We start from the raw sequence: 25,693 nt of genomic DNA, 5'->3' as shown, positions 1-25,693 counted from the left end.
GACGGAAATTTTGCCGTGTGTCCAGAGTGGAACCCCACGTATGGGCGCTCACGCTCGTCCTGAATGAGAGCCACGTCTCTGCGCTTCCTCGGTAACAGGTGCGGACTGCCCACAGTAGTTCCGTTCCGGTACGGAACGTAACTCGGCGACACCGGTGTTCGCCGTCGCGTGAGGAGTCATTCGTCCACCTGGTGGGTCGTTGTTCAGGCTGTTCTGCGTTACTTGGCGGCATGGAGCTGACGGTTGACGCATCCCGGCAGGTACGCCCCCTCTACGGAGTGCCCCGCGGGCTGTGGGCCCAGATCGGCACGTACGCCTTCATCGTCGGACCTTTCCTCGCGCTGCTCGCGGCGGTCCCACTCACCTGGGGCTGGGGGCTCGGCTGGCTCGACCTGGCGCTCGCGGCAGGCTTCTACACGGCCACCTGCCTGGGGGTCACCGTGGGATTTCACCGCTACTTCACGCACCGTGCGTTCAAGGCGGTCCGGCCGCTGCGAGTCGGCCTCGCGATCGCCGGCAGCATGGCGCTCCAGGGTCCCATCACCCACTGGGTGGCTGACCACCGCCGCCATCACGCCTTCTCCGACCGCGACGGCGACCCGCACTCGCCATGGGCGTTCGGCACGTCACCGGTCGCGATCGTCCGCGGCTTCTGGCACGCCCACATGGGCTGGATCTTCGACCGCAACCTCACCAACGCCGAGCGCTTCGCCCCCGACCTGCTCGCCGACCGGGACATCCGGCGGGTGCACCGCCAGTTCGGCCTGTGGACCGCGGTGACGCTGCTGGCGCCGGCCGTGCTCGGCGGGCTGTTCACCTGGTCGTGGTGGGGCGCGGTCACCGCGTTCTTCTGGGCCGGGCTCGTGCGGGTCTCGTTCCTGCACCACGTGACCTGGTCGGTGAACTCGATCTGCCACATGATCGGCGCCCGCCCGTTCGCCGCGCGGGACCGGTCGGCGAACTTCTGGCCGCTCGCGCTCCTGTCGATGGGTGAGTCCTGGCACAACCTGCACCACGCGGACCCGACCTGTGCCCGGCACGGCGTCGGGCGCGGCCAGATCGACGTGTCGGCCAGGTTGATCTGGCTCTTCGAGCGGTTCGGCTGGGCCACGGACGTGCGCTGGCCGACCACGAAACGGCTCGCGAACCTGCGGAAGCCATGAAAATCGTTCAGCTCGCGAACTTCTACAGCCCCACCTCCGGCGGTCTGCGTACCGTCGTGGACACCCTCGGCCGCGGTTACGTCGAGGCGGGCTACGAGCGGGTCCTGGTCATCCCCGGCAGGCGCCGCACGCGTACCCGCACGGACGCGGGCCTGGTGATCACGCTGCCCGGGCTGCCGGTCAGCGGCGGTTACCGGGTGATCGCCCGTGCGTCCTCGGTCCAGCGCGAGCTGGCCGAACTGGGCGATGACCTGTCGATCGAGGTGTCGGACAAGACGACCCTGCTCACCGTCGCCGACTGGTCGCGGGAGCGGGGCGTGCGGTGCGTGCTGCTGTCGCACGAACGGCTGGACCGGTGGATCGAGGCCCGCGTGCCCCGGCTGTGGCGGGCCGGCGCCGGGCATGTGCTGCGGCCGATGGTGCGGGTCTGGAACAAGGGCATCGCGCGGCTCTTCGACACGGTGGTGTGCACGTCCGCGTACGGGGAGAGCGAGTTCGTCGGCCTGCCGGTCCCGCTGCGGCGGATCCCCCTCGGCGTGGACCTGGAGACGTTCCGGCCAGGCCGTGCCGGACCGGCGGAGGCCGTGCGGCTCGTGTACGCCGGCCGCCTCTCCCGGGAGAAGAACCCGCGCCCGGTGATCGGCGCGGTACGAGCCCTGACGGAGTCCGGAATGCGGGTGCGTCTGGACGTCTACGGCGACGGTCCGGAGCACTCGACGCTGCGCAGGCTGGCCCGTGGGTTGCCGGTCGAGTTCCACGGGCACGTGTCGGACCGCGCGGCGCTGGCGCACGGGCTGTCGAGCGCCGACGTGGCGTTCGCGCCCAGCGTGGCGGAGACGTTCGGGCTGTCGATCCTGGAGGCGATGGCGTGCGGCACCCCGGTGGTCACGGCGTCGACGGGTGGCGCGCCGGAGCTGCTGGCGCCGGGCGCGGGCGTGGCGGTCGAGGCGACGCCGGAAGGGCTCGCCGACGGGGTGCGTGAGGTGCTGTCATGGCCGGTGTCGTGGCGCCGGTCGGCGGCGCGGGCCCGGGCCGAGCGGTTCCCGTGGTCGGCGACCGTCGACGCCATGCTCGCCCTGCACACGCGGGAACGGGAGCGAGGGAAGTGGCTGAGCGGGTGAGTGGCGCGGCGGACGCTACGCGCGTCTGACGAAGGTGGAGATGGCGTAGGGGACGAGGTCCCGGCCGCGGCGCACGAGCCAGGGCAGTCCTTTGAAGACGAGCCAGCCCCACCGTGCGAGCCGGCCCGGGTTCCGCCCGCCCGCGCACTGGAGCGACACTTCCTTGTGGACGGTCCGGCCCCTGGCGACGAGCTGTTCCGCGATCGCCCGCGCGAGCAGCCGGTGCCCCAGCTCGGACGGGTGCAGGCGGTCGACGGCCCATGCCCTGGTGTCGTAGATCCCCGGCACCGCACCGAGATCGAGCACGCCGATGCCGTGCTTCTCGCCGATGAGGTCCAGAATCCCGTTGAGCGCGCCGATCCGGCTGGCCAGCGCCCGCCTGATCGGCCCGGGGAGCCGGAAGACCCGGTGGTGGTCATGGTATTTGGCGGTGATCACAGTGGACCCGACGGCCACCAGCGCCCCCACCACGTGGTCGAGATCGGCGTGCAGCCGGGTGGGGTCGAAGTCCGACCGCATGGTGTCGTTCATCCCCACCACGATGACGGTCACGTCCGGCCGCGCCGCGAGAGCCGCGGGCAGCTGCGTCTCCAGCACGCCACCGACTCTCGAACCACTGACGGCGAGGTTGGTGAGCCGGGCGCCGCCGAGCGCCTCCGCCAGCAGTGGACCGAAGCCACGCCACCCCCCGCCAAGTGCGGGATCTCCGATGCCGACCCCGACAGAATCGCCGAGAACGGCGAGTACCAGCCCCGTGGGCGCCACATGTACCAGCACAGCTGGCATGTTCCGCGCACACTTCGCACAGCGGTTTAGAACGCGGTGAGCACCCGGTATCCACTTGGGGAACCTTCATTCCCAGTGCGCCGGACGGGTGAGCGCGTCCGGGAACCCCGTTGTCGTGTCGCCCCGCGCGGCGTTGAGCTGAAACTGTGTCAGGAACAGGGCGTCGCGCAGGTCCGCGCCCCGGATGTCGGCGTTGCGGAGGTCCGCGCCGAGCAGGTCCGCGCGGCGGAGGTCGGCCTCCCGCAGATCGGCGCCGAGCAGGTACGCGCCCCTCAGGTCGGCGCCCCGCAGCGCGGCCTTGCGGAGCTTCGCGCCGATGAGGTCCGCGCCGCGGCGGTCCTGCCTACCGGCAATGCCCGCGCGCCGCTCCTCGCTGAACCGCGTGAGCACCGGCCGCACCCGGTCCCGCAGCGCGTCGACGTCCACGTCGACGATGATTTCCGCCGCCGCCTCGGTCAGCTTCTCGACCTCGGCGAACAGCTCGGTCGCGGACGCTTCTTCCAGATACCAGAGAATCTCGTGCAGCTGGCGCATCACGTTGTACACGGAGAACATCGCCGTCGCCGTCTCCGGCGCGTCCCGCCAGCTGCGGCCGTGATAGGTCACCTGCGCGACCTTCTGGCCCGCGCCGAGACAGTCGAACACCGAGCAACCCGCGAAGCCTTTGGTTCGTAGAACTCCATGCACACCACACCGGAAGTCCTCGAGGAGGTTGGGACATTGCATTCCAGCTGGTTTGTCCAGTGCGAAGTCCGCGGACCGCGTGAACGCGGATGCGACACAGCACAAACCGAAGCAGTTCGCGCAGTCGGCACGCAGGGCGTCCATGGTCGACACGGTAGCGTGTCCGCGTGAAAATCAACCGTAGGTTCGCGCTCGGCCTGGGTACCGTCGCCGCCGCGACCGCCGCGGTCGGCGTCGGCACCGCACAAGCCAGTGCGGCACAGTCTGCACGGGCCGCCGAGCACGCGACTCAGGACCCGGTTCGCCGGGTCGCCAGGGTGTACGGGCGCGAGGTCGCCGAGGCGCAGGGGGTCTGGTCGTCGCTCGTCACCGTCGGTGGTGCCACCGCCGTCGAGGTGGGGGCGGACGACACCGTCGAGGCGTACAGCGTCAACAAGCTGGGGGTCGCCACCGCGGTGCTGGACAAGATCGACCGCGGGCTCCTGACGCTCGACCAGCGGGTCGACCTCACCGCGAGCATCGTCATCCAGGACATCGACGGGATCTTCGCGCTCGACCGCGCCTACCCGAGCTCGCTCACGCTCGGGAACGTCATGGCCAACCTGCTGACCCTGTCCGACAACACCGCCGTCCGCCTGTGCGGGCTGGTCTGCCCGGCACTGGAGCTCAACGAGATCCTGCGCAACAAGGGCTTCGTCGTCACGCAGGTCGTACCGGTCTCGAACCCCAACCGGTTCTTCCTCGGGGTGACCACGCCGCGGGAGACGCACACGCTGCTGTCCAAGCTGGTCGCGGGCGAGCTGCTGTCACCGTCCTCGACGGACTACCTGCTCAACGTCATCCGTTCGACGTCCGCGTTCACCGACGGCATCCGCCTCGACCTGCGGACCGAGGAGCGCCTGCGCGTCGCGACGAAGGCCGGCTGGTTCGACGACGGCGGCCGCAACGAGGCCGGCATCGTGTTCGCGCCCGACGGCACCCCCGGCGCGATCTACTCGCTGTTCGCGAGCGGGCCGTACGCCGGTGACGCCGAGGTCACCAACGTCGACTTCGGCGCGACCCACCCGGCGGTCAAGGCACGCCAGGCGATCGGCCGCACGCTGGTGGACGTGGTCGACGCCGCCGCGGCGGCACCGCAGGCGAAGGCCGCGGGCAGGAAGTACCCGGCCCCGGCGATCCGCGTCACCAACGGCGGCTGACCGGTCCCATGCCGTGCGGGACCCCTTGTCCCTACGTCAGCAGGGGGTCCTTCACGGCAGGTCGGCGACCGGGGCGAGGTGGGGGCGCTTCGGCAGGAAGCCGTCCCCGGGCTCGCGCCCGATCAGCTTGTTGCGCACGGTCCCGTGCACGGCCGGGTACACGTGATGGCGCAGCCACGCCCACTGGCGGGATGCCTTGCGCCACAACGGGTCGCTCGTCGGCGGCGGGAGTACGGCCAGCCAGTCGGGGTTCGCCGGCGCGCCCAGCGCGTCGAGCAGGTGCCCCGCGACCCGCTGGTGACCGACCGCGCCGAGGTGCAGCCGGTCCGGGCCGTACAGGCGCTCGTCGTCGCAGTAGGGGTCCTCACGGACGTCGATCAGCACCGCGTCGTAGCGGGCCGCGGTCGCCGCGACCAGGTCGTTGAACTCCTCGACCCGCGGCCGGAGCCGGTGCAGGCCCGGCAGGCGGGCGATGTTGGGCAGCGTGAACAGCACCACCGTGCGCGCGACCTCCGCGAGCGCGGCGACCGTCGCGTCCAGCGACCGGGCCGTCGAGGCGGACCGGTACTGCAGCAGGTCGTTGCCGCCGCCGAACAACGTCACCAGGTCCGGGCGCTGCGCGACCGCGAGCGGCACCTGCTCGGCGAGGATCTGGTCGAGCCGGCGGCCACGTACGGCGAGGTTCGCGTACTGCAGTGACGGATCCGCCGCCGCGAGCGCGGCGGCGGTCAGGTCGGTCCAGCCCCGGTAGGAGCTGCCGTCCGGGTACGGATCGTCCAGGCCCTCGGCGCAGCTGTCACCGAGGGCGACGTAACGGCGGTACTGCATCCGTCCAACATAAGCCCTCGCCGTACACCAGGTGTTCACCCCTGGTCAATCTCACACACGCCGGCCCGCCCGCGGGGGCGCCAACGATTGCGCTCATGAGAAGGCTTGTGACCGGCGCACTCGCCGGCCTGCTCCTGTTCGGCGGCACCGCCGTCGCGGCCGCCGACCGCGGCCACGTCGGTGCCCGCGTGTTCGACATCCAGGCACACCGCGGCGGCCTCGGCCACCGTGCCGAGAGCACGCTCAGCTCGTTCGGGAACGGCCTGCGCCTCGGCGTCTCCACGCTCGAGCTCGACATCCAGATCACCAGGGACGGCCAGGCCGTCGTCACGCACGACCGGCGGGTGGCCGGCGGCAAGTGCCTCGACACCGCGCCCGTCACCCCGGGCGACCCCCAGTTCCCGTACGTCGGCAAGTACGTCAAGGACCTCACCCTGGCCCAGGTCCGCACCCTCGACTGCGGCAGCAGGCGCCAGGCCGACTTCCCCGGCCAGGTCCTCACGCCCGGCTCGCGGATGCCGCTGCTGAGCGAGGTGTTCGCGCTGGTCAAGCGCTATCACGCGGACGACGTGAAGCTGAACGTCGAGACCAAGGTCGAGGCAGGCGCGCCGAACGAGACCGCGCCGCGTGAGCAGTTCGTGCAGGTCGCGGCCGAGGAGATCCGCAGGGCCGGGTTCCTGAGGCGGGTGACCGTCCAGAGCTTCGACTGGGGCTCGCTGATCAGGATGCGGCAGGTCGAGCCGCGGCTGCCCCTGGTGGCGCTCACGAACATCGACTTCCTGCAGACCGGGCAGCCCGGCAGGTCGCCGTGGCTCGGCGGCCTGGACATCGACGACTTCGGCGGCGACCCGATCGCGGCCATCAGGTCGTTCGGCGCGACCACCTTCTCGCCGGTGCACGGGTCCCCGCAGAACGGGAAGGTCACCGACCCGGACTACCGCCCGTACGTGACAGCGGAGCTGGTGCGGCACGCGCACAGGAACGGCGTCAAGGTCGTGCCGTGGACGGTCGACGACCTGCCGACCATGCGCAAGCTCGTGGCCGACGGCGTCGACGGGATCATCTCCGACTACCCGGACCGGGTGCGGCAGGTGGCGGCGGAGAACCACTTCGAGCTGCCGCGTGCCTACGCGTCGCCCTTCGACATCCAGGCACACCGCGGTGGTCGCGCCGTGCGGCCGGAGAACACGCTCGCCGCGTTCCGCAACGCGGTGGGCATGCCGGACGTGTCCACTCTGGAGCTGGACACCGGGGTGACGGCCGACGGCGTGCTGGTGGTCAGCCACGACCGTGCGGTCAACGGCGCGCACTGTGTCGACACCGCACCGGTTTCCCCGGGTGATCCGGAGTTTCCCTATGTGGGCAAGCTGATCCACGACCTGACGCTCGCCCAGCTGCGCACGATCGACTGCGGCGCCAGGACGCTGCCGGAGTTCCCGAACCAGGTCGCGGTGCCGGGCGAGCACATCCCGACGCTCACCGAGGTGCTCGGTGTCGCCTCGACACGGCCGGACATCCGGCTGAACATCGAGACGAAGATCAGCCCGCTGGTCCGGGACACCGTGGACTACCGGACGTTCACACAGAAGCTCGTGCGGGCGCTGCGTGGCTGGGAGAAGCGCGTGACGATCCAGTCGTTCGACTGGCGGACCATCCGGTACGCACGCCGGCTCGACCAGCGGCTCTCGACGGTGGCGCTGGTGTGGCAGTACGGGCCGGCCGAGTGCCGGACGTTGGCCGACGAGTGCTCGCTCCAGGCCGCCTATGGCGACCCGTCGGTGCGGAGCCCGTGGACCGGTGGGCTCGACTGGTGGCGGTACGAGGACCTGGGCAGGCTGGTCAGGGCGGCCGGCGCGTCGACGGTGTCGGCGAACTGGCAGGTCCACGACCCGGCGCAGACGGCTTTCGTCAGCCCGGACTGGTACCTGCGGACGGACCCGTCGTACTACTTCGGCCCGACGGTGCCCGTGCTGCGGGAGCGCTACGGCCTGAAGGTGGTGCCCTACACCGTCGACGACGAGGCGACCATGGACCGGGTGATCGCACTCGGCGTCGACGGGTTGATCTCCGACGACCCGGAGCTGCTCGTGACGGTGGCTAGGCGGGCCGGCCTGCGCTAGCGGTCCGGTTCGCGATCGTGCGAAGGCGCAGTCCGAGCACGATCAGCACGAGTCCCCAGGCCAGTGCGAAGGTGGCGATCGCGACGACGAGCGCGATCGCCCCTTCGGCCGGCTGGACGATGAGTAGGACCCCGAGCACCAGCGCGACGGCCCCGGTGAGCGCGAGGAACCACTCGTTGCGAATGACCTTCCGCAACCGGATGGCCGCCGCGATCTGGGTGACACCGGCGACGATCGCCCACACCGCGATGATCACCAACAGCACGATGACCGTGATCTGCGGCCAGATGAGGGAGATCAGCCCGGCGGCGACGCCGAGCACTCCCAGCAGGACCATGTACATCCGGTCGGACCTGGTGCCATGACCGAACCCCATGGTCAGGGCGGAGATCCCGTCGAGAAGCGTGTAGGCCCCGAACAACAGGGCAAGCGACAACACGGTGATCCCCGGCCACGCGATCGCGACCACGCCGAAGAGAACGGCCACGACCCCGCGCAGGACCACCATGTGCCAGCGACGCGACAGAAGTTCCAACATGAACGAATCTTCAACCCCCAACGCCCCCCAGGCAATGCGATACCCAGAGGTTCCGCCGTCCGAGTACCCCACCCCCCGCGAGTCCCGCGTTCAAACCTAGCGAGTCCCGCGTTGAAACCTAGCGAGTCCCGCGTTGGCGCATACCGAGTTGCGGTTTCGTGCGGGTCTTGGTCCGGGCCGTGTGCATGAAACCGCAACTCGTTGTGTCTGAACGCGGGACTCGGTGTGTTTGAACGCGAGACTCGCGGTTAGGCCAGGCCGGCGTCGTGGACCAGTAGGGCGATCTGGGTGCGGTTGCCCACGTCCAGCTTGGTCAGGACCTTGGTGATGTGGGCTTTCACCGTCGCGACGCTCACGTGTAGCTGTGCGGCTATCTCCGCGTTGGTCCGGCCCTGGCCGACGGCGACCGCGACGTCGTGCTCACGGGCCGACAGGGTCGCGAGAGTCGTGCGGGCCTTCGAGTACGCGCCAGCCTCCGTCGCCGCGCGGTCCATCAGGCGGCGGGTGATCCGCGGCGACAGGATGGGGTCGCCGGCCGCCACCCGGCGAATGGCCGAGGCGATCTCGGCGGGCGGGGCGTCCTTCAGCAGGAACCCGCTCGCCCCCGCCCGCAGCGCACGCAGGACGTTCTCGTCCGAGTCGAACGTCGTCAGGACGATCACCTCGGGCGGGTTCGACCGCGCGCGAGCCCGTGCCGTCGCGACGATGCCGTTCACCCGTGGCATGCGGATGTCCATCAGCACGACGTCCGTCGGGTGGGCGTCGAGCGCGGCCGGCACCTGCTCACCGTCACCGGCCTCGCCGACGACGCGCAGCCCGTCGGCGCCGTCGAGCATCATCGTGAGGCCGGACCGCACGAGCGCGTCGTCGTCGACCACCAGCACCCTGATCGGTACCGGTGACCCGCTCGCGACCTCGCTCATGCGGGCCACGGTAGCGACGCCGACAGACAGAACTCGGTCGCGGTCGCCCGGTGGTCGAGCTCCCCGCCCGCCAGCCGCACCCGCTCGGTCAGCCCGACCAGCCCCGTGCCAGAACCGGGGATCGCCGACCCGCCGCCGAGCGGGTTCGACACGTCGATCGTCAGCGCGGCCCCCGGCGTGCCGTCCAGCGCGATCCGCACCGGCTGTCCCGGCGCGTGCTTGCGTGCGTTCGTGAGGGCCTCCTGCACGATCCGGTACGCCGTCCGCCCGGTCGTGCCCGGCACCTCCACGCCGCCGACCGAGTCCCGCAGGTCTACCGGCGTGCCGATCGCCCGCGACTCCTCGACCAGCGACGGCAGGTCGGACAGCGCGGGGACCGGACGGGCGAGGTCGTCGGCCGGGTCGTCGCGCAGCAGGGTGATCACGTCGCGCAGCTCGTTCAGCGCCTCGTGCGTGGTCGCCCGGATCACCCCGGCGGCCTGTGACAGCCGCTCGGGCGGCTGGTCGGGTCGGTACTCGATGGCGCCGGCGTACGTGGCGAGCAGCGACAGCCGGTGCGCGAGCACGTCGTGCATCTCCCGCGCGATGGTCGCCCGCTCCGCCGCCCGCGCCTCGGCGACGCGCCGGCCCTGCTCGGCCTCGGCCCGCTCGGCACGTTCCCGCAGGGAGGTGATCACCGCGGCCCGCGCCGCCGCGAGTGCGCCCCACCCGACGAGCCCCGCGTGCAGGACGATCACCAGGGTGAGGTACCAGCCGTAGGAAAGGCCGCTGGTCGGGGCCCACGCCCAGCGCACGGCGTGCGCGCCGATCCCGGTGAGCGCGAGGCCGACGGAGACCCGCAGGGGCCGGAGCCGCGCGGCATGGATGACGGCGATGTTGGCCAGCGGCGTCCCGCTCCCGGACAGCGCGGCGAGCGCGACGAGCAACAGCCCGACCCGCACCGGCCGGCGGAACAGCAAGGGGAACAGCGCGAGCCCGACCACGCCCACGGCGATCTCGAGGGCGAGCCGCGCACCACCGACGTGACCGGCGGCGTCCCCGACCACGATGCCCGCGATGCACAGCCCGACGAAGGCCATGGTCAGCCACAGGCGCCGTCCACACAGCTGCTTGTACACGGAAACGAGCGTACGAGCCGGGCGCCCGACCGACCATCGACCAAAGTCGAATTCACTCTCGACGCTCGGCCGATGCCGCCACCCGCGGTCCACGGCCAAGCTTGCCCATGACCAACCAGGAATCCTCAGCTGACCACGAAGGGACCACTGTCATGATCGCCATCGAAGCTCCCGCCCTGGGCGCCTACCGCATCGAACCCAGCGAGTCGACGATCGAGTTCGTCACGCGGCACTTCTTCGGGCTCGCGCCGGTGCGCGGCACGTTCGCCCTGCGGGAAGGCGTGGTGCACGTCGCCGACCCGGTCGAGGCGTCCATGGTCCGGGCCACGGTCGACGCCCGAAGTCTCGACACCGGGCTTGCCGCTCGCGACGGGACGGTCCGGTCGCCGCAGTTCCTCGATACCGCACGGCATCCGGACATCACGTTCGTGGCCAACAGTGTCGATCCGAACCAGGTGTTGCGCGGGACGCTCACGGTTCGTGGACGCACCGAGCCGCTCGACGTGCGGATCGATGAGGTTCGCGTGCTCGGTGATCGCCTGCGGTTACGGGCATGCGCCGAGGTCGACCGCTATCGGTGGGGGGTCACGGCCATGAAGGGCATGACGGGACGGCGGTTGCGGTTCACGTTGTCGCTGGTCGCCAGCCGTGTCGATGGTCGGTAGGCGGCGAGCACGAGCGAGTCGGAGGAGGGATTTGGCAACAGGGAAGGGTTTGCGTCCCCGCGGGGCGAGCGCGGCGAACATCAACCTCACTACTCGCCATGACGCTTGACCTGGAGCGAACTCCAGCCGATACCGTCGTACACCAGACAAGGGGAGGATTGCTTGCGGTATCGCGTACTGGGAGGCACCGGCATCGAGGTCAGTGTCCACTGCCTCGGCACGATGATGTTCGGCGCCATCGGCAACACCGACCACGACGACAGCGTCCGGATCATCCACGCCGCGCTCGACGCCGGCATCAACTTCGTCGACACGGCCGACATGTACTCTGCCGGCGAGTCCGAGGAGATCGTCGGGAAGGCGTTGCGGGGGCGGCGGGACGACGTCGTGCTCGCCACGAAGGTCCACTTCCCGTTCGGCGAGGGCCCGAACAGGGGCGGCAACTCGCGCCGCTGGATCACCTACGAGGTCGAGCAGAGCCTGCGCCGGCTGCGGACGGACTGGATCGACCTGTACCAGATCCACCGCCCGGACCACCGGACCGACATCGAGGAGACCCTCTCGGTGCTGACGGACCTGGTGCGGGCGGGCAAGATCCGCGCGTTCGGCAGTTCGGCGTTCCCGCCGGCGGACATCGTGGAGGCCCACCACGTCGCGGAACGTCGTGGGCTGCACCGGTTCCGCACCGAGCAGCCGCCGTACTCCTTGCTGGCACGGGGAATCGAGACCTCGGCGTTGCCGACGTGCGCGCGGCTGGGCATGGGCGTGCTGACCTGGAGCCCGCTGGCGGCGGGGTTCCTGTCCGGGAAGATCCGCCGCGACCAGGAGATCGACATGAACCGCGGCCGCGCGGCGCTGCAGCCGCAGCGGTTCGACCCGTCGCTGCCGGCGACCCAGCGCAAGCTCGACGCGGTGGAGGAACTCGTCAAGGTGGCGGGCGACCTCGGCCGCACACTGCCCGAGCTCGCGGTCGCGTTCGCGGCCACGCACCCGGCCGTCACGTCGGTGATCACCGGCCCGCGCACGATGGAGCACCTGACCGCGACGTTGAAGGGCGCGTCCCTGGTTCTCGACGACGCCACGCTCGACCGGATCGACGAGATCGTCCCGCCCGGCACGGACCTGTACCAGGTCGACAGCGCGTGGTCGTCGCCGTGGATGACCGACGCCCGCCTGCGCCGCCGCTCGCCGGAGGACCGCCCCGCCGCCTGATGTCACGTTCCCGCGCCCGCACGGGTCAGGTGCTATGACGGTGTGCGGCGAAGGGACGGGACATGCAGGACCAGCTGGCCGAGAGGTTCGAGTCGGACCGGGCGCATCTGCGGTCGGTGGCGTACCGGATGCTCGGCTCGGCCGCCGAGGCCGACGATGCCGTGCAGGAGGCGTGGCTGCGCCTGTCCAGGTCGGACACCAGCGACGTGGACAACCTGACCGGCTGGCTGACGACGGTCGTCGCCCGGGTGTGCCTGAACATGCTGAAGGCCAGGGGCCGGCGCGAGGAACCGGTGGAGTCGCTGCCGGAGTCCGTCGCGCCGGACGGCGGTCCCGAGGAGGAGACGGTCCTCGCCGACTCGGTCGGCATGGCGTTGCTGGTCGTGCTGGACAACCTGACCCCGGCCGAGCGGCTGGCGTTCGTCCTGCACGACATGTTCGGCGTGCCGTTCGACGAGATCGCCCCGATCATCGACCGCACGCCGGTGACCACCCGGCAGCTCGCGAGCCGGGCCCGCCGGCGGGTGCGGGGCGGCGGGGGCACCGCGGGCGGGGGCGCCGAGAGGGCCGGCGCCGACGGGGCGGGCACGGACGGCGCGGGCACAGAGGACACCGGCCGGCGGCAGGAGGTCGTGCGTGCGTTCCTTGCCGCCTCCCGGGACGGTGACTTCGAGGCACTGGTGGCCCTTCTCGACCCCGCGGCCGTCGCCCGGTCGCCCGAGGGAGTCGCCGAGGGCGCTCGGGCCGTCGCCGGCATGTTCGCCGGCCGTGCCCAGGCCGCCCGCCCGGCCCTGCTCGACGGCATCCCGGGCCTGGTCTGGGCGAAGGCCGGTACGATCCGCGTCGCGTTCCGCTTCACGTTCGCCGGCGAGCGCGTCGCGGCCATCGACCTGGTCGCCGACCCGGACGAGCTGGCGAGGATGGACATCGACTTCGTCTAGCGCGGTGTCCACCGATAGACCCGGCGAACGTTGGTGGACATCGCACTGGCACCCACGCCCGGCGTTCGTGGTGGTGTGCTCAGCGCTGGGCGAGTGCCGCCGCCTTCGTGTTCAGGTAGCGCTGCTCGGGGAGCGACCGGGTGAGCCGGGCGGCCTGCTGGTACGCGGCAAGCGCGCCCACGGCGTCCCCGGACATCTCCAGCAGGTGGGCGCGCACGGCGTGCAGGCGGTGGTGCGCCGCGAGGCGCCTGTCCTCGGCCAGCGCGGACACCAGGTCCAGCGCCGGGCCCGGGCCGCGTGCCATGGCCACCGCCACCGCGTGGTTCAGGGCCGTCATCGGGTTCGGGGCCATCGCCAGCAGCACCCCGTACAGCGCCTCGATCTGCGGCCAGTCCGTGTCTGCGGGCGTCGGGGCCTCGTCGTGCAGGGCGGCTATCGCGGCCTGGAGCTGGTAGGGCCCGGACGGACCGGCCGACATGGCCGCGGTCACCAGGTGGGTTCCCTCCTCGATCATGTCCTGGCGCCACAGCGACCTGTCCTGCGACTCCAGCGGGACCAGTGCGCCGTCCGAGCCCACCCGGGCGGCGCGGCGGGCGTCGGTCAGCAGCATCAGGGCCAGCAGGCCGGTCACCTCGCCGTCGCGCGGTACGAGCCGGTGGACCACACGGGTCAGGCGTGTCGCCTCGGTGGACAGCTCGGCCCGGTACGCGTGCGGCCCGGCCGTGCTCGCGTAGCCCTCGGTGAAGATCAGGTACAGCACACGCAGCACCGCGGCCAGCCGCGACGTCCGGTCCAGTGGCAGCCGGAACGGCACTCCGCTCGCCCTCACCCGCTGTTTGGCGCGGCTGATCCGCTGGGCCATCGTGGCCTCCGGCACCAGGAACGCCCGCGCGATCTCCTGAGTCGTCAGGCCGCCGACCGACCGCAGCGTCAGTGCGATCTGCTGCTCGGGCGGCAACGCCGGGTGGCAGCACATGAACAGCAGGATCAGCGTGTCGTCGGCGTCCTCCACCGGCGCGGCCGCCGGCAGCGTCCACGTGCTCTCCCGGCGCTGCCTGGCCTGCTCGGCACGCAGCAGGTCGGTCAGCCGGCGCGCCGTCACCGCGATCAGCCACGCCTTCGGATCGTCCGGCAGCCCGTCGCGGGGCCACTGCGAAGCGGCCGCGATCATGGCCTCCTGCACGGCGTCCTCGGCCGTGTCGAAATGCCCGTAGCGGCGGACCACCGCGCCGAGGGCCTGCGGCGCCAGTGCGCGCAGCAGGCCCTCCAGCCCGGCGGTCATCCCGAGATCTCCTCCAGGCCGCTCATCAGCGGCCGGATGTCGGCGTACCCGCGGGCCCGCACGTGCTCCGGCGCCGGGGTGTCGACCAGCCGCGCGACGATCTCGGTCGCGCGGTCGAAGCTCGCGCAGTCCACGATCGTGTAACCGGCGAGCACCTCGGCGGTCTCGGCGTACGGGCCGTCGGTCACCACGTTCCCCGGGCTGACGCGGCGGGTGTGCACCGGCGCGGCCAGCCCGACCGCGTCGACGAACTCACCGGACTCGACCAGATCGTTCATCAGCTTGCCCATGAACTCACCCATCGCGGCGACCTCCTCCGGCTTCCACGCGGGCCCGGCCGGGCCGTCCTTGCCGGCCATCGCGTCGTAGTCGGCCTGCGAGGCGTAGTGCAGGATCATGTACTTCACGGCTGTCTCCTCGAAACGAGTGATGATGGCGGCTGATGATGTTGTCGGCCGGGACGTCGAGGCCACCGCACCACGCTTCGACAGCTCACGCAAAAAGTGACTGGCGTCACATCTTGGGCCACGCCGGGTCGCGGCCGGTCAGGCCAAGGATCCGGTCAAGGGCGGGCGCGTCCGCCGACACCGTGACCTCCGGCCCGAACAGGCCCATCGCCCGGGCCTGTTCCGCGGCCGCCGGGGTCGTGGCCGCCAGGTGCGTCAGCAGGGACGCCGGCAGGTCGAGCCGTTGACCGGTCGCGGCCGCGAGGTCCCAGCCGTGCACGACCAGCTCGCCGACGATCATGTCGCCCAGGATCGACGCGGGCATCTCGGGGCCGGCCATGCTCGTCATCCCCTCCCAGGCGCTCGCCGGCGCCCACGACGAGTCGATGCGGTCGAGCACCGCGAGCAGGTCGCCGCGCCAGTCGCCGGTCGTCAGGTCCACGTCGGACTCCGCGGCGGCGGGTCGCGGCACGACCTCCTTGCGGCCCGCCCCGGCCATCGACGGGCCCCAGAACAGCAGGTGGTTGAGCAGCTTCCGCACGTCGAACTCCGTGCACGGCGTCGGATCGGCGAGCTGGTCGGCGGTGATGTCGGCGGTGATGTCGCGGACGGTCGCGGCCATGGCCCCGGCCGCGTCAGACAGGTGTGACATGCCGGCGAGGCTAGGCAGGCGGCCGGCGAGGGGTATTGAAGAAACGCGACGCCTAGACTCGTCGCCGTGGGGCGGGATGTGCGTGAGCTGCGAGGCGCGTGGACCAGGTACCAGCGGCACGCGCGCCACGAGCCCGCGCCCGAGCTGGCGCCGTGGGTCGAGCGGTACTGGGAGGCCCACTGGGACTACGCGGAGCCCTACCACCAGAAGATCGTGCCGTACCCGAACGTGCACCTGTCCTTCGGCGACGGTCACGCGGCCGTCAACGGCGTGGTCAGCGGCTTCCAGGTCAGGGTCCTCGAGGGCACCGACCACGTGTTCGGTGTCGCGGTCCGGCCCGGCTGCTTCCGGCCGTTCCTCGGCGCGCCGGTCTCGTCCATCACCGACCGGGTCGTGCCGGTGACCGAGGTGTTCGGGGCGGCGCCCGCCCGGGCCGACCGGGACACCGTGGAGGAGTTCCTGCTCGCACGCCTGCCGGAAGCCGACCCGCGGACGGCCGAGGCCGCCGGCGCGGTCGGGCTGATCGCCGCCAACCCGGCGCTGACCAGGGTCGAGACGCTTGCCGGCGAACTGGGCGTCAGCGTGCGCGGCCTGCAGCGGCTGTTCGCGGACTATGTCGGCATCGGACCCAAGTGGGTGATCCGCCGCTACCGCCTGCACGAGGTGACCGAGCGGATGGCGGCCGGCGGCGAGATCGACTGGGCGGCGCTCGCGTCCGACCTCGGCTACGCCGACCAGGGCCACTTCATCCGCGACTTCAAGAGCATGTTCGGCGAGCCACCGACGTGGTATGCGGAGCGGTACTGAACGGAGCTTGCGGAGTGATCACTTGGTGCTGAACGGGGTGCGATGAGGATCGAGATCAGTGTCGAGTCGCCGCAGGGGGTGCGGGCCGCGGCGGCCGCGGGCACGGCGCGGGTCGAGCTGTGCGCCGGACTGTCCGACGGCGGGCTGACGCCGAGCGTCGGGCTCATCGAGGCCGCCGCCGAGCTGATCGAGGTGCACGTCCTGGTCCGGCCCCGGCCGGGTGACTTCGCCTATGCCCGAGACGAGCTGGACGTGATCGTCCGGGACATCGAAACCGCTCGAAAGCATGGCGCCACCGGGGTCGTGGTCGGTGCGCTGACCACGGAGGGCGAGGTCCACGACGCGTGCGCCGCGTTCGTCGAGGCCGCCGGCGACCTGGCGACCACCTTCCACCGCGCCATCGACGTCAGCGCCGACTCCCGGCGTGCCCTGGACCGGTTGGCAGAGCTGGGTTTCACGCGTGTGCTGACCTCCGGCCGGCGCCGGTCCGCGCTCGCCGGCGCGCCGCTGATCCGGGAGCTAGCTGGTCGGACGGCGGTCGACGTGATGGCCTGCGGCGGGGTGCGGGCCGCCAACGCAGCCGAGGTCGCCGAGGTGACCGGCGTCCGTGACCTGCATGCGGCGCCCCGCCGGCCGGTCGGCTCCGCGCTCACCGGGGACGTGTCGTACGCGGGCGTCGGCGTGCCGGCCGGAAGCGACCACTTCGAGACGGACCCGGTCGAGGTGGAGGCTCTCTGCGGGATTTTCCGACATTAGCGAATCCGCCCCATAAGGAACGTCCGCAAGGCATTCAGGGAACGTCTTCAATGCAAGTTCCCCAGTCGCCGGCCGGGCCGGTCCGCGAAAGGCCACGCGAACCCGTGAGGTTCCCGATCCTCGGTGTGGCACGGTGAGTTTCACCTGATTGGTGCCCCCGGTTGCCGGCGGAACCACCGATTCCGTAACCGATCTGCGCGGGGATAACACCATGGGGTCATCCAGCTTGAACCCGAGATAGCCGGTGATTAGCCTGGCCATTGGGTCGGCCGTCCTTAGGGAAACTCCCTTCCAACTCTCCAAGTCCGGCCGGCCCGCACCCGTTCCTGTTCTCCGGCCCATCCGGCGGATACTCGCTTGACCGTCCACGGACGATCGTCGGCGTGAGGATGCATGCGGACGAGGCGGACATCGACCTCGGGCTCGTGCGGCGGCTGGTCGCCGGACGGTTCCCGGCGTGGGCCGGCCTGACCATCGAGCCCGTCACCTCGTCGGGCACCGACAACGCCATGCTCCGCCTCGGCGACGACCTCGCCGTGCGGCTGCCCCGTATCGCCGGCGCGGCCGGGAACGTCGACCTCGAACGGACCTGGGTGCCCCGGCTCGCGCCCCACCTGCCCGTCGCGGTCCCGGCGCCGGTCGGCGTCGGCGAGCCCACCGGCGAGTACCCCTATCCGTGGACCGTCTGCCCGTGGCTGCCCGGCACGAACCCCACCGTCGGCGACACGTCGCCCGAGCTGGCCCTCGACCTCGCGGCGTTCATCACCGCGCTGCGCTCGGTCGACCCGACGAGCGCGCCGAGGTCCGGCCGCGGGGTGCCCCTGGCCACCCGCGACGCGCCCACCCGGGCCGCCATCGCCGCCTCGGACGGCCTCGTCGACACCGCCGCCGTCGCCGCGATCTGGGCCGACGCCCTGCGCATCCCGCCGTGGGACGGTCCGCCGGCCTGGGCGCACACCGACCTCTCGCCCGGCAACCTGCTGGTCCGGGACGGCCGCCTCACCGCCGTGATCGACTGGGGTGCGGCCGGTGCCGGCGACCCGACCGTGGACCTGATCGTGGCCTGGAACCTGCTGCCGGCGTCCGCCCGGCCCGCCTTCCGGGCGGCGCTCGGGGTCGACGACGACACCTGGCGCCGCGGTCGGGCCTGGGCGCTGTCGATCTCGATCATCCAGCTGCCGTACTACCGGCACACCAACCCGGCGCTGGCCGACAACTCCCGACACGTGCTCGACGAGATCCTGGCCGACTAAGTTACCGACCAGTACTGTCGACGTATGCCGACACTCAAACACGAGGGCGACGTCTACGTGCTCGACCTCGGCGACGGCGAGAACCGGTTCCACCCGGACTGGCTCGCCGCCATGAACACCGCGCTGGACGAGGTCGAGCGCACCCCGGCCCCGCTCGTCACCACGGCGAGCAGCCGCATCTACTCCAACGGCCTCGACCTCGACTGGCTCGGCCAGCACGGCGACCAGTTGCAGTCGTACGTGGCCGAGGTCCAGGGTCTGCTCGCCCGCGTGCTGGCGTTCCCGACCCCGACGGTCGCCGCGATCCCCGGTCACGTCTTCGCGGCGGGCGCCATGTTCGCGCTGGCACACGACTTCCGCGTGATGCGTGCGGACCGCGGCTTCTTCTGCCTGCCCGAGGTCGACATCAACATCCCGTTCACGCCGGGCATGGCCGCGTTGATCCAGAGCAGGCTGACGCCGGCCGCCGCGCACGAGGCCATGACCACCGGCCGCCGCTTCGGCGGCGCGGACGCGGCCACGGCCGGCCTCGTCGACCAGGCCGTGCCGGAGGAGGATGTGCTGCCGACGGCGTTGGCGCGGGCCCGCGCGCTGACCGGCAAGAACCCGCAGACCCTCGCGGCCATCAAGACCCAGATGTACACCGGCCCCCTGACGGCACTGCGCGAGAACTGACCGTCGTTTCCGACCATTCGCGTCCGCGGGCGCACACGCCGACGGTATCTTCTGCCGGCATGACGACCGACAGCCTCAGACACGAGATTTCCGCGCTGCACAAGGCAGCGTGGACCAACTGGCCACACGCGTACGGCCGGGCACGGGACACTCCCGGCCACCTGACCGCGCTGCTGGGCGACGACCCCGCGACCCAGCTCGCGGCCGCCCAGCACTTCGGCGGCGCGATCGTGCACCAGACGTCGGTGTGGCCGGCCAGCCCGGACGCCTTCGACTGGCTGGTCCGCGTGCTGCGGGAGAGCCAGCTGCCGGACGACGTGCTCGCGAAGTGCCTCGGCGCGCTCACCGAGGCGGGCGAGTACCTGGGCGAGACGAGCGACGCGGTCCCCGAGCTGTCCAAGGACGCCGACAAGTGGCTCCAGCGGTTCGCCAAGACGCCGGACGAGAAGCACGACCTCATGTGGGAGCGGTTCTTCGCGACCGAGGCCAGCCAGGAGGTCTGGGACTGGACGCTGGCCCGCCTGGCCACCCTCCGGCCCGCGGTTCTCGAGCTCGCCGACGCGCTGGCCGACCGCGCGCCCAAGGCGTGTGACGATCTTCGCGAGGCCTGGCGGGGCAAGTAGCGGCTGCTATCGTCGGTGAGGACGAAGGGGAGCAGTACGCGTGGTGGCCGAGGACGACGTCTCCGGGTGAGCCCGGACCGGCAGACGGTGCGTTGACCGCACCGCTGTTCGTCGTGCCCTCGTTGTCCCGTCCCCTTCCGGGCGGTTGACGTGCGCCCGGGACAAGCGAAAGCCACCACATGTCCAAGATCGTCTGTGCCGGCCTGTCCTTTTCCTGGCCGGACGGCACTCCCGTTCTCACCGACCTGTCCTTCTCCGTCGCCGCTGGGCGCACCGGTCTGGTCGCGCCCAACGGCGCCGGCAAGAGCACGCTGCTGCGCCTGGTCGCCGGCGAGCTGACGCCCGACGCGGGCGCGGTCACCGTCGAGGGCCTGCTCGGCTACCTCCCGCAGACGCTGCCGCTCACCGCGCCCCTGACCGTCGCCGAGGTGCTGGAGGTCGCCCCGGTCGTCGCCGCGCTGGCCGCCATCGAGGCCGGAGACGCGAGCGAGGAGAACTTCGCCGCCGTCGGAAACGACTGGGACGTCGAGGAACGCGCGAGGGTCCAGCTCGACCGGCTGGGCCTGGGTGAGGTCACCCTCGACCGTCCACTTGGGACACTCAGCGGCGGTCAGGTCGTGTCGTTGGGCCTGGCGGCACAGCTGTTGAAGCAGCCGGACGTGCTGCTGCTCGACGAGCCGACCAACAACCTCGACCGCGCCGCGCGGCACCGGCTGTACGACGTGCTCGGCGCGTGGGCGGGCTGCCTGCTCCTGGTGAGCCACGACCGTGTGCTGCTCGACCGCATGGACCGCATCGCCGAGCTCGGGCCGTCCGCGATCACCTTCTTCGGCGGGAACTTCGCCGCGTACGAGGAGGCGAAGCGGTCCGCGCGGGAGGTCGCCGAGAAGAACCTCCGCGGCGCCGAGCAGGAATTGAAGCGGGAGAAGCGGGAGCTGCAACAGGCACGGGAACGTGCGCAGAAGCGGGCCGGCAACGCGGCCCGCACCAACACCGACATCCCGCGGATCGTGCGTGGCATGCTGCAGCGGCGTGCACAGGAGTCCGCCGGCCGCGCGGACGACACGCACTCGCAACGGGTCGAGGGCGCGCGGGCGCGGCTGGCCGAGGCGGACCGCGCGTTGCGTGCGGACGACACGCTGGCGCTGTCACTGCCCGACACCACGGTCCCGGCCGGCCGCATGGTGTTCCACGGTGAGCGGATCCGCGTGCGGGACCTCTTCGACGACCTGACCCTGGCGATCCGTGGCCCCGAGCGGATCGCGTTGCTGGGCGCGAACGGCGCCGGCAAGTCCACGCTGCTTCGCGTGGTCAGCGGCGACCTGGCACCGGACAGCGGCCTGACGAACCGGGCCGCCGGCCGGATCGCCTACCTGGCACAGCGCCTGGACCTGCTGGACCCGTCGCGCAGCACGATGGCGAACCTGCGTGCGTTCGCGCCGGGGCTCGGTCCGACCGAGACAATGCATCTGCTGGCCCGTTTCCTGTTCCCGGAGGAACGTGCCCAGCTGCCGGTCGGCGTCCTGTCTGGCGGCGAACGGCTGCGCGCGACGCTGCTGTGCGTGCTGCGTGCCGAGCCGGCGCCGCAACTGCTGCTGCTCGACGAGCCGACCAACAACCTGGACCTGGTGAGCGTCGAGCAGCTGACGAGCGCGTTGAACGCCTACCAGGGCGCGTTCGTGGTGGTGAGCCACGACGAACGCTTCCTGGCGGACATCGGTGTGACCCGCTGGCTGACCCTCGGGAAGGGTGTCCTGACGGAGAACTAGTTGTGTCCTGCGCCGGAAATGCGGTGATTAAGTCGGTGGATCCGGGTTTCTGCTGGCAAGGCACCGGTTCGCCCTCGTACTGGGTGGTACTTGGGCGAACCGGCAACGCTGCCAGCAGGAAGCTGGGCCGCCGAATTAGTTGCCTGATGTCTGGCGCAGGACACTAGCGAACCGGGCAGGCCGGGCTCGCGTGTCAGCCAAGTACGGCCCAGCCAAGGGCGGGCAGGCTGCCCGGGTCCGCCTGGCCGAGCAGAACCGTCCCTTGTGGCAAGGGAATCGGCTCCTCGGCGAGGTTGAGCACCGTCGTCAGCCGGTGTGTGCCGTCGGTGGTCTCGAGGACGGCGGTGGTGTTGGTCAGCTGTTCCGCGGTGGTGCGTGCGTTGTGCAGCCACGGGTTCCGCCTGCGCAGGCCGATGAGGTCCTGGTGCAGGCGGAAAGTGGCGGCGCCCCAGGGCGCGAGTCCGGCCGGGTCCGCGGGGAACTGTGGACGGACGGCGTCGTCGCCGCCTTCCCGTTCCTCTTTGTGACCTTGGAAAGCCTGCTCGTCTCCGTAGTAGACGGCCGGGGTGCCGCCTGTGGTGAACAGGATGGCGAGTGCGTGGGGCAGGAGCCGTTCGTCGGTGAGGCGAGTGGCGATGCGGGTGACGTCGTGGTTGCCGACGAAGGTGAGAGGCACGAAGGAGTCCAGGTAGCCGGCATGTCGTTTCAATGCCCACGCCAGCTCGAAGAGGTTGCGGTCGTTGAGACTGCTCCAGATCGCCTTCCATAGCTCGTACTGCGTGACCGCGTGCATGCCGGTCTCGGCGACGATCGCCGGGTAGTCGCCGTGGATGACCTCGCCGAGCAGGTACGCGTGCGGGTGCCGGGCGCTCACCCGAGCGAGGACGTCCGTCCAGAATGGACGCGGTGTCGCGTAGGCGGCGTCGAGGCGCCAGCCGTCCGCGCCTGCGGCCAGCCAGTGGCACATGACGTCGGTGACGTAGTCGCGCACGGCGGGGGAGTCATGGTCGAGCGTGGCGAGGTTGTCGTGGCCCTCGAAGGTGCCGCCGGCGAGTAGGCCGGGGCGGGCGAAGGAACGGCCGGCGTGGTTGAAGACGCCGTCCAGCAACACCTTCAGTCCTTTGGCGTGCGCGGCGTCGACCAGGCTGCCGAAGTCGGCCACGTCGCCGAGGCGAGGATCGACGCGGTAGTGGTCGATGGTGTCGTACCCGTGCGTCTCGGCGGCGAAGATCGGTCCGAGGGCGAGCCCCGAGGCGCCGAGGCGGATCGCGTAGTCGAGCCAGGACTCGAGCCGCGTGAGCCGGTGCACGACGTCCTGTCGCGCGTGCGGCTCGGCCCCGGTGAAGCCGAGCGGGTAGACGTGCCACCAGATGGCGTGCCGGACCCAGTCTGGTTCGGTCATCGCTCGGCCAGCCGATCCATGATCACGGCCGCGAGGCCGAGCACCTCGACCTCCAGGTCCGGCAGGTCCTCCAGGGCGTCGGCGAGCCAGGTGGCCCGGTGCGCCATGTCCCGACGCAGCATGTCGTTGCCCGCTCTGGTCAGCTCGAGCACCGCGCCCCGCTTGTCGGTCTCGTTGGGCGAACGCCTGACGAAGCCGGCGGTCTCGAGCTCGGCGTAGACCCGCGTGAGCGACTGTGGCTGCTGGTGCTCGGCGGCGGCGATCTCGCCGGGACTGCTGGGGCCGTGCCGGCGGAGGTAACTGAGGACGCCGATCTTGTTGCTGCTGAGCGCGTCGTCCGGGCGTTCGGCCCGAAGTCGGCGCGCGAGCCGGGCAACGGCACCACGTGTCTGCTCGGCAACGGCCCGTCGTTGTGCCGGGGTCATGTTGCTACGGTATCGCTTACCGATCCGCGCCAGCGTTCGGGGCAGGCACGGGGACGTTAGTAAGCGACAGCGTAATAACTTACAAGGCCTCCACTCTGGCTGGCACGTGCTTGTGCCACGGCGTCCCGGCCCATTCGTCGCGGTCCTCGGCCGCCGTGAGCTCGTTCGGCGCCACCCCTGTCCGCTCCCGCACCGTCAGCCCCAGCCCGTTCGGCAACGAGACATGCCCCGGCAGCATCGCGTCCGTCGGGTCCACCGTCACCTCCGCCGTGCCCCGGCGCGTCGTCAGCCGCACCCGGTCGCCCGCCGCCAGGCCCAGCTCCGCCGCGTCCTTCGAGCTCATCCGCAGCCTGCCCTCGGGGTCGCGCCGCCGCCAGCTCGGGTCGCGCATGATCGTGTTCGCCGTGAACGCGCGGCGTTCCCCGGCCGACAGCACGAACGGCCAGTCGGGGTCCGGGACCGGCACCGGCCGGTCCCGCAACGCCGCCACCGCCGCGAGCAGCTCCGGCACGTCCAGCTGGATCCGCTCCCGCCTGAGCCGCTGCCACGACGCCTCGTAGTCGTCGTGGGTGATCTCCACGCCGTGTGAACCGTCGACTATGGCGTCGAAGAGCCGTTCTCCCGCGAGCAGTCCCGAGCCGTGGCCGGCCTTCTCGACCCCGGCCGGGTTCTGGCGGGCGCACTCGTGCGCGGCCATCCACAGCATCGCGGCGGCCGCCGCGTCGTGCGGCAGCGTCGGGCCCAGCGTGCGGTACAGCAGCACCGGGGCCAGCCGCCGTTTGGCCGGATCGCCCATGGCCGCGAGGAAAGCCTGCGCGAACTCGGCCCGTCCCCGGGCCGCCGCCGCACGCAGTGGCTCGTAGTCCGACGACGTCAGCGCGCCGGACGCCTCCACGAGCCGCGCGTGGATCTCCGGCTCCGGCAGCACGCCTGGCGGCGCCGGCACGACCGGGTGCCGCAGGTGGAAGACGTTGCGCGGGAAGTCGAAGTTGAAGAACGTCGCCTCGAACTTCTCGTACTGGGTCGGGGTCGGCAGCACGTAGTCGGCCAGCCGCGCGGTCTCCGTCATCGCGACGTCGATCACGACCACCAGCTCCAACGCCCGCAGCGCCGCCCGCATCCGCGCCGAGTCCGCCAGCGAGTGCGCCGGGTTCGCGCTCTCCACCAGCATCGCCCGGTACCGCTTCGGATGGTCGGTCAGGATCTCCTCGGCGATCACGTTGCACGGCACCAGACCGCTGATGATCCGCGCTCCCGCCACGGGACTGCGCGGCCCGTCGGCACCCGCGTGCCCCCGGTCGCGGCCGATCGGCACCAGGGCCGACGGCACGTACTGCGCGCCCCGCTTGCCGAAGTTGCCGGTCAGCAGCCACACCAGCTTCTCGACGTAGCTGACCACGGTGGAGTCCCGGTTCATCTGGACGCCCAGGTCCTCGAACACGGCGACCGACGACGCGGCGGCGATCCGGGCGGCGGCGGCACGCACCCGGGCCTCGTCCACCCCGGAGATCACGCAGTAGTCGGCAACCGGAACCTCACGGAGCACCGCTGTGACCGCGGCCAGGCCTTCCGTGTGCGCGGCGAGCCAGTCCGTGGCGACCAGGTTCTCCTGCACCAGCACGGCAGCCAGCGCCGTCAGCAGGTAGACGTCCGTGCCCGGCCGGACCTGCAGGTGGAAGTCGGCCAGCTCCGCGGTGTCCGTGCGCACCGGGTCGATCACGATCATCGACCGTGCCGGGTCCTTCGCGATCTCCTTCAGCACCGACCGCGCACGCGGGAAACCGTGTGACTGGTAGGGGTTCTTGCCGACGAACAGCGCGACCTCGCAGTGTTCGAAGTCCGCACGGGAGATGTGCCCGAGCATCCGCGCGTTCACCCAGAACTCGCCGGTCTTCTCCTGTGCCAGCGCGGACGACCGGTACCGCGCGCCGAACGCGTGCAGCGTGGCCGGCGAGTAGGCGCCGCCGAGGTGGTTGCCCTGGCCACCGCCGCCGTAGTAGAAGATCGTCTCGCCGCCGTGGGTGTCCCGGATGCCGCCGAGCCTGGCCGCGATCTCGCTGATCGCGGTGTCCCAGCCGATCTCCTCGAACTCGCCGTCCGCCTTGCGGCGCAAGGGTTTCGTGAGCCGCCCGGTGTCGCCGTTCTGGTAGAGGTCCAGCCGCAGCGCCTTGTTGCAGGTGTATCCCGCCGACGCCGGGTGCAGCTTGTCCCCGCGGATCTTCTGGAAGGACCGGCCGTCCTCCCCGACGAGTACCTCGATGCCGCAGTTGCACTCGCAGAGGATGCAGGCGCTGGGTCGCCACAT

25 protein-coding genes and 1 pseudogene are annotated in these 25,693 nt (G+C 71.3%); 14 read left to right on the top strand and 12 right to left on the bottom strand.

Annotated features, from left to right (window positions below; genetic code table 11):
- Positions 1-230: 230 nt before the first annotated feature.
- Both VET29_RS41045 and VET29_RS41040 read left to right on the top strand, forming a co-directional pair.
- Positions 231-1,163 (top strand): acyl-CoA desaturase, encoded by a 933-nt coding sequence (locus tag VET29_RS41045; protein ID WP_324931904.1) that lies wholly within the window; start codon positions 231-233, stop codon positions 1,161-1,163.
- Positions 1,160-2,284 carry a glycosyltransferase gene (locus tag VET29_RS41040; RefSeq protein ID WP_324931901.1) on the top strand — a complete coding sequence of 375 codons (1,125 nt, stop codon included), beginning with the start codon at positions 1,160-1,162 and terminating at the stop codon, positions 2,282-2,284. The genes VET29_RS41045 and VET29_RS41040 overlap by 4 nt, the downstream gene beginning before the upstream one ends.
- A gap of 15 nt (positions 2,285-2,299) precedes the next feature.
- Here VET29_RS41040 and VET29_RS41035 read toward each other — a convergent pair whose 3' ends face one another.
- Positions 2,300-3,061, bottom strand: coding sequence for an SGNH/GDSL hydrolase family protein (locus tag VET29_RS41035; RefSeq protein WP_324931898.1), 762 nt, complete (start codon positions 3,059-3,061; stop codon positions 2,300-2,302).
- 75 nt (positions 3,062-3,136) lie between these two features.
- Positions 3,137-3,898, bottom strand: a complete 762-nt coding sequence (locus VET29_RS41030) for a pentapeptide repeat-containing protein (protein ID WP_324931895.1) — start codon at positions 3,896-3,898, stop codon at positions 3,137-3,139.
- A 23-nt stretch (positions 3,899-3,921) separates the two neighbouring features.
- On the opposite strand from VET29_RS41030, the gene VET29_RS41025 reads away from it, so the two are divergent.
- A complete protein-coding gene (locus tag VET29_RS41025) occupies positions 3,922-4,953 on the top strand; it encodes a serine hydrolase (RefSeq protein ID WP_324931892.1) in 1,032 nt (343 codons plus the stop codon).
- Positions 4,954-5,004: 51 nt separating this feature from the next.
- On the opposite strand, the gene VET29_RS41020 is transcribed toward VET29_RS41025, so the two are convergent.
- Positions 5,005-5,781, bottom strand: coding sequence for an SGNH/GDSL hydrolase family protein (locus tag VET29_RS41020; RefSeq protein ID WP_324931889.1), 777 nt, complete (start codon positions 5,779-5,781; stop codon positions 5,005-5,007).
- Between the two features lie 95 nt (positions 5,782-5,876).
- Between VET29_RS41020 and VET29_RS41015 the strand changes: the two are divergent.
- A pseudogene (locus VET29_RS41015) lies at positions 5,877-6,911 on the top strand (glycerophosphodiester phosphodiesterase family protein); the annotation flags it as partial.
- Positions 6,897-7,901, top strand: a complete 1,005-nt coding sequence (locus VET29_RS41010) for a glycerophosphodiester phosphodiesterase family protein (RefSeq protein ID WP_324932100.1) — start codon at positions 6,897-6,899, stop codon at positions 7,899-7,901. The pseudogene VET29_RS41015 and the gene VET29_RS41010, both read left to right, overlap by 15 nt.
- Here the strand turns inward: VET29_RS41010 and VET29_RS41005 are convergent.
- The 3 genes from VET29_RS41005 to VET29_RS40995 form a co-directional block, all read right to left on the bottom strand.
- A complete protein-coding gene (locus tag VET29_RS41005; protein ID WP_324931886.1) occupies positions 7,879-8,439 on the bottom strand; it encodes an HdeD family acid-resistance protein in 561 nt (186 codons plus the stop codon). The genes VET29_RS41010 and VET29_RS41005 overlap by 23 nt on opposite strands.
- 248 nt (positions 8,440-8,687) lie before the next feature.
- On the bottom strand, positions 8,688-9,362 hold the full coding sequence (locus VET29_RS41000) for a response regulator transcription factor (RefSeq protein ID WP_324931883.1): 675 nt from the start codon (positions 9,360-9,362) through the stop codon (positions 8,688-8,690).
- Positions 9,359-10,480, bottom strand: coding sequence for a sensor histidine kinase (locus VET29_RS40995; protein ID WP_324931880.1), 1,122 nt, complete (start codon positions 10,478-10,480; stop codon positions 9,359-9,361). Before VET29_RS40995 ends, VET29_RS41000 begins: the two co-directional genes overlap by 4 nt.
- 152 nt (positions 10,481-10,632) lie before the next feature.
- Between VET29_RS40995 and VET29_RS40990 the strand changes: the two genes are divergently transcribed.
- The 3 genes from VET29_RS40990 to VET29_RS40980 all read left to right on the top strand — a co-directional run bounded on the left by VET29_RS40990 (position 10,633) and on the right by VET29_RS40980 (position 13,298).
- The gene (locus tag VET29_RS40990; protein ID WP_324931877.1) at positions 10,633-11,145 is read left to right on the top strand and encodes a YceI family protein; all 513 of its coding nucleotides are present in this window, start codon (positions 10,633-10,635) and stop codon (positions 11,143-11,145) included.
- 162 nt (positions 11,146-11,307) lie between these two features.
- Positions 11,308-12,357 (top strand): aldo/keto reductase, encoded by a 1,050-nt coding sequence (locus VET29_RS40985; RefSeq protein WP_324931874.1) that lies wholly within the window; start codon positions 11,308-11,310, stop codon positions 12,355-12,357.
- Between the two features lie 62 nt (positions 12,358-12,419).
- On the top strand, positions 12,420-13,298 hold the full coding sequence (locus tag VET29_RS40980) for a sigma-70 family RNA polymerase sigma factor (protein ID WP_324931871.1): 879 nt from the start codon (positions 12,420-12,422) through the stop codon (positions 13,296-13,298).
- A gap of 79 nt (positions 13,299-13,377) precedes the next feature.
- On the opposite strand, the gene VET29_RS40975 is transcribed toward VET29_RS40980, so the two are convergent.
- The 3 genes from VET29_RS40975 to VET29_RS40965 all read right to left on the bottom strand — a co-directional run bounded on the left by VET29_RS40975 (position 13,378) and on the right by VET29_RS40965 (position 15,678).
- Entirely contained in the window at positions 13,378-14,580 is a 1,203-nt protein-coding gene (locus VET29_RS40975) for an RNA polymerase sigma factor (RefSeq protein ID WP_324931868.1), read from the bottom strand.
- Positions 14,577-14,978 (bottom strand): YciI family protein, encoded by a 402-nt coding sequence (locus VET29_RS40970; RefSeq protein WP_324932097.1) that lies wholly within the window; start codon positions 14,976-14,978, stop codon positions 14,577-14,579. The genes VET29_RS40975 and VET29_RS40970 overlap by 4 nt, the downstream gene beginning before the upstream one ends.
- A 115-nt stretch (positions 14,979-15,093) precedes the next feature.
- On the bottom strand, positions 15,094-15,678 hold the full coding sequence (locus tag VET29_RS40965; protein ID WP_324931865.1) for a TIGR03086 family metal-binding protein: 585 nt from the start codon (positions 15,676-15,678) through the stop codon (positions 15,094-15,096).
- Between the two features lie 66 nt (positions 15,679-15,744).
- On the opposite strand from VET29_RS40965, the gene VET29_RS40960 reads away from it, so the two are divergent.
- The 6 genes from VET29_RS40960 (at position 15,745) to VET29_RS40935 (ending at position 21,561) form a co-directional block, all read left to right on the top strand.
- Entirely contained in the window at positions 15,745-16,485 is a 741-nt protein-coding gene (locus VET29_RS40960) for a helix-turn-helix domain-containing protein (protein ID WP_324931862.1), read from the top strand.
- 42 nt (positions 16,486-16,527) lie between these two features.
- Entirely contained in the window at positions 16,528-17,241 is a 714-nt protein-coding gene (locus VET29_RS40955) for a copper homeostasis protein CutC (RefSeq protein ID WP_324931859.1), read from the top strand.
- Positions 17,242-17,630: 389 nt separating this feature from the next.
- Positions 17,631-18,494 (top strand): aminoglycoside phosphotransferase family protein, encoded by an 864-nt coding sequence (locus VET29_RS40950; protein WP_324932094.1) that lies wholly within the window; start codon positions 17,631-17,633, stop codon positions 18,492-18,494.
- A 24-nt stretch (positions 18,495-18,518) separates the two neighbouring features.
- Positions 18,519-19,169 carry an enoyl-CoA hydratase-related protein gene (locus tag VET29_RS40945; protein WP_324931855.1) on the top strand — a complete coding sequence of 217 codons (651 nt, stop codon included), beginning with the start codon at positions 18,519-18,521 and terminating at the stop codon, positions 19,167-19,169.
- 59 nt (positions 19,170-19,228) lie between these two features.
- Positions 19,229-19,792: a hypothetical protein gene (locus VET29_RS40940; protein ID WP_324931853.1), complete on the top strand. Its 564-nt coding sequence runs from the start codon at positions 19,229-19,231 to the stop codon at positions 19,790-19,792.
- 179 nt (positions 19,793-19,971) lie between these two features.
- Positions 19,972-21,561: an ABC-F family ATP-binding cassette domain-containing protein gene (locus tag VET29_RS40935; RefSeq protein WP_324931850.1), complete on the top strand. Its 1,590-nt coding sequence runs from the start codon at positions 19,972-19,974 to the stop codon at positions 21,559-21,561.
- A gap of 193 nt (positions 21,562-21,754) precedes the next feature.
- On the opposite strand, the gene VET29_RS40930 is transcribed toward VET29_RS40935, so the two are convergent.
- The 3 genes from VET29_RS40930 to VET29_RS40920 form a co-directional block, all read right to left on the bottom strand.
- Positions 21,755-22,963, bottom strand: coding sequence for an alpha-amylase family protein (locus tag VET29_RS40930; RefSeq protein WP_324931847.1), 1,209 nt, complete (start codon positions 22,961-22,963; stop codon positions 21,755-21,757).
- Complete coding sequence (locus tag VET29_RS40925) at positions 22,960-23,388, bottom strand: MarR family winged helix-turn-helix transcriptional regulator (RefSeq protein ID WP_324931844.1); 429 nt, start codon at positions 23,386-23,388, stop codon at positions 22,960-22,962. The genes VET29_RS40930 and VET29_RS40925 overlap by 4 nt, the downstream gene beginning before the upstream one ends.
- A gap of 79 nt (positions 23,389-23,467) precedes the next feature.
- Positions 23,468-25,693, bottom strand: a complete 2,226-nt coding sequence (locus VET29_RS40920) for a molybdopterin-dependent oxidoreductase (protein ID WP_324931840.1) — start codon at positions 25,691-25,693, stop codon at positions 23,468-23,470.

This window comes from Actinophytocola sp., from assembly GCF_035634895.1.
Lineage (GTDB): Bacteria > Actinomycetota > Actinomycetes > Mycobacteriales > Pseudonocardiaceae > Actinophytocola.
Note: the sequence above shows the minus strand (reverse complement) of the source record. Positions and strands in the feature narration are given on the sequence as shown.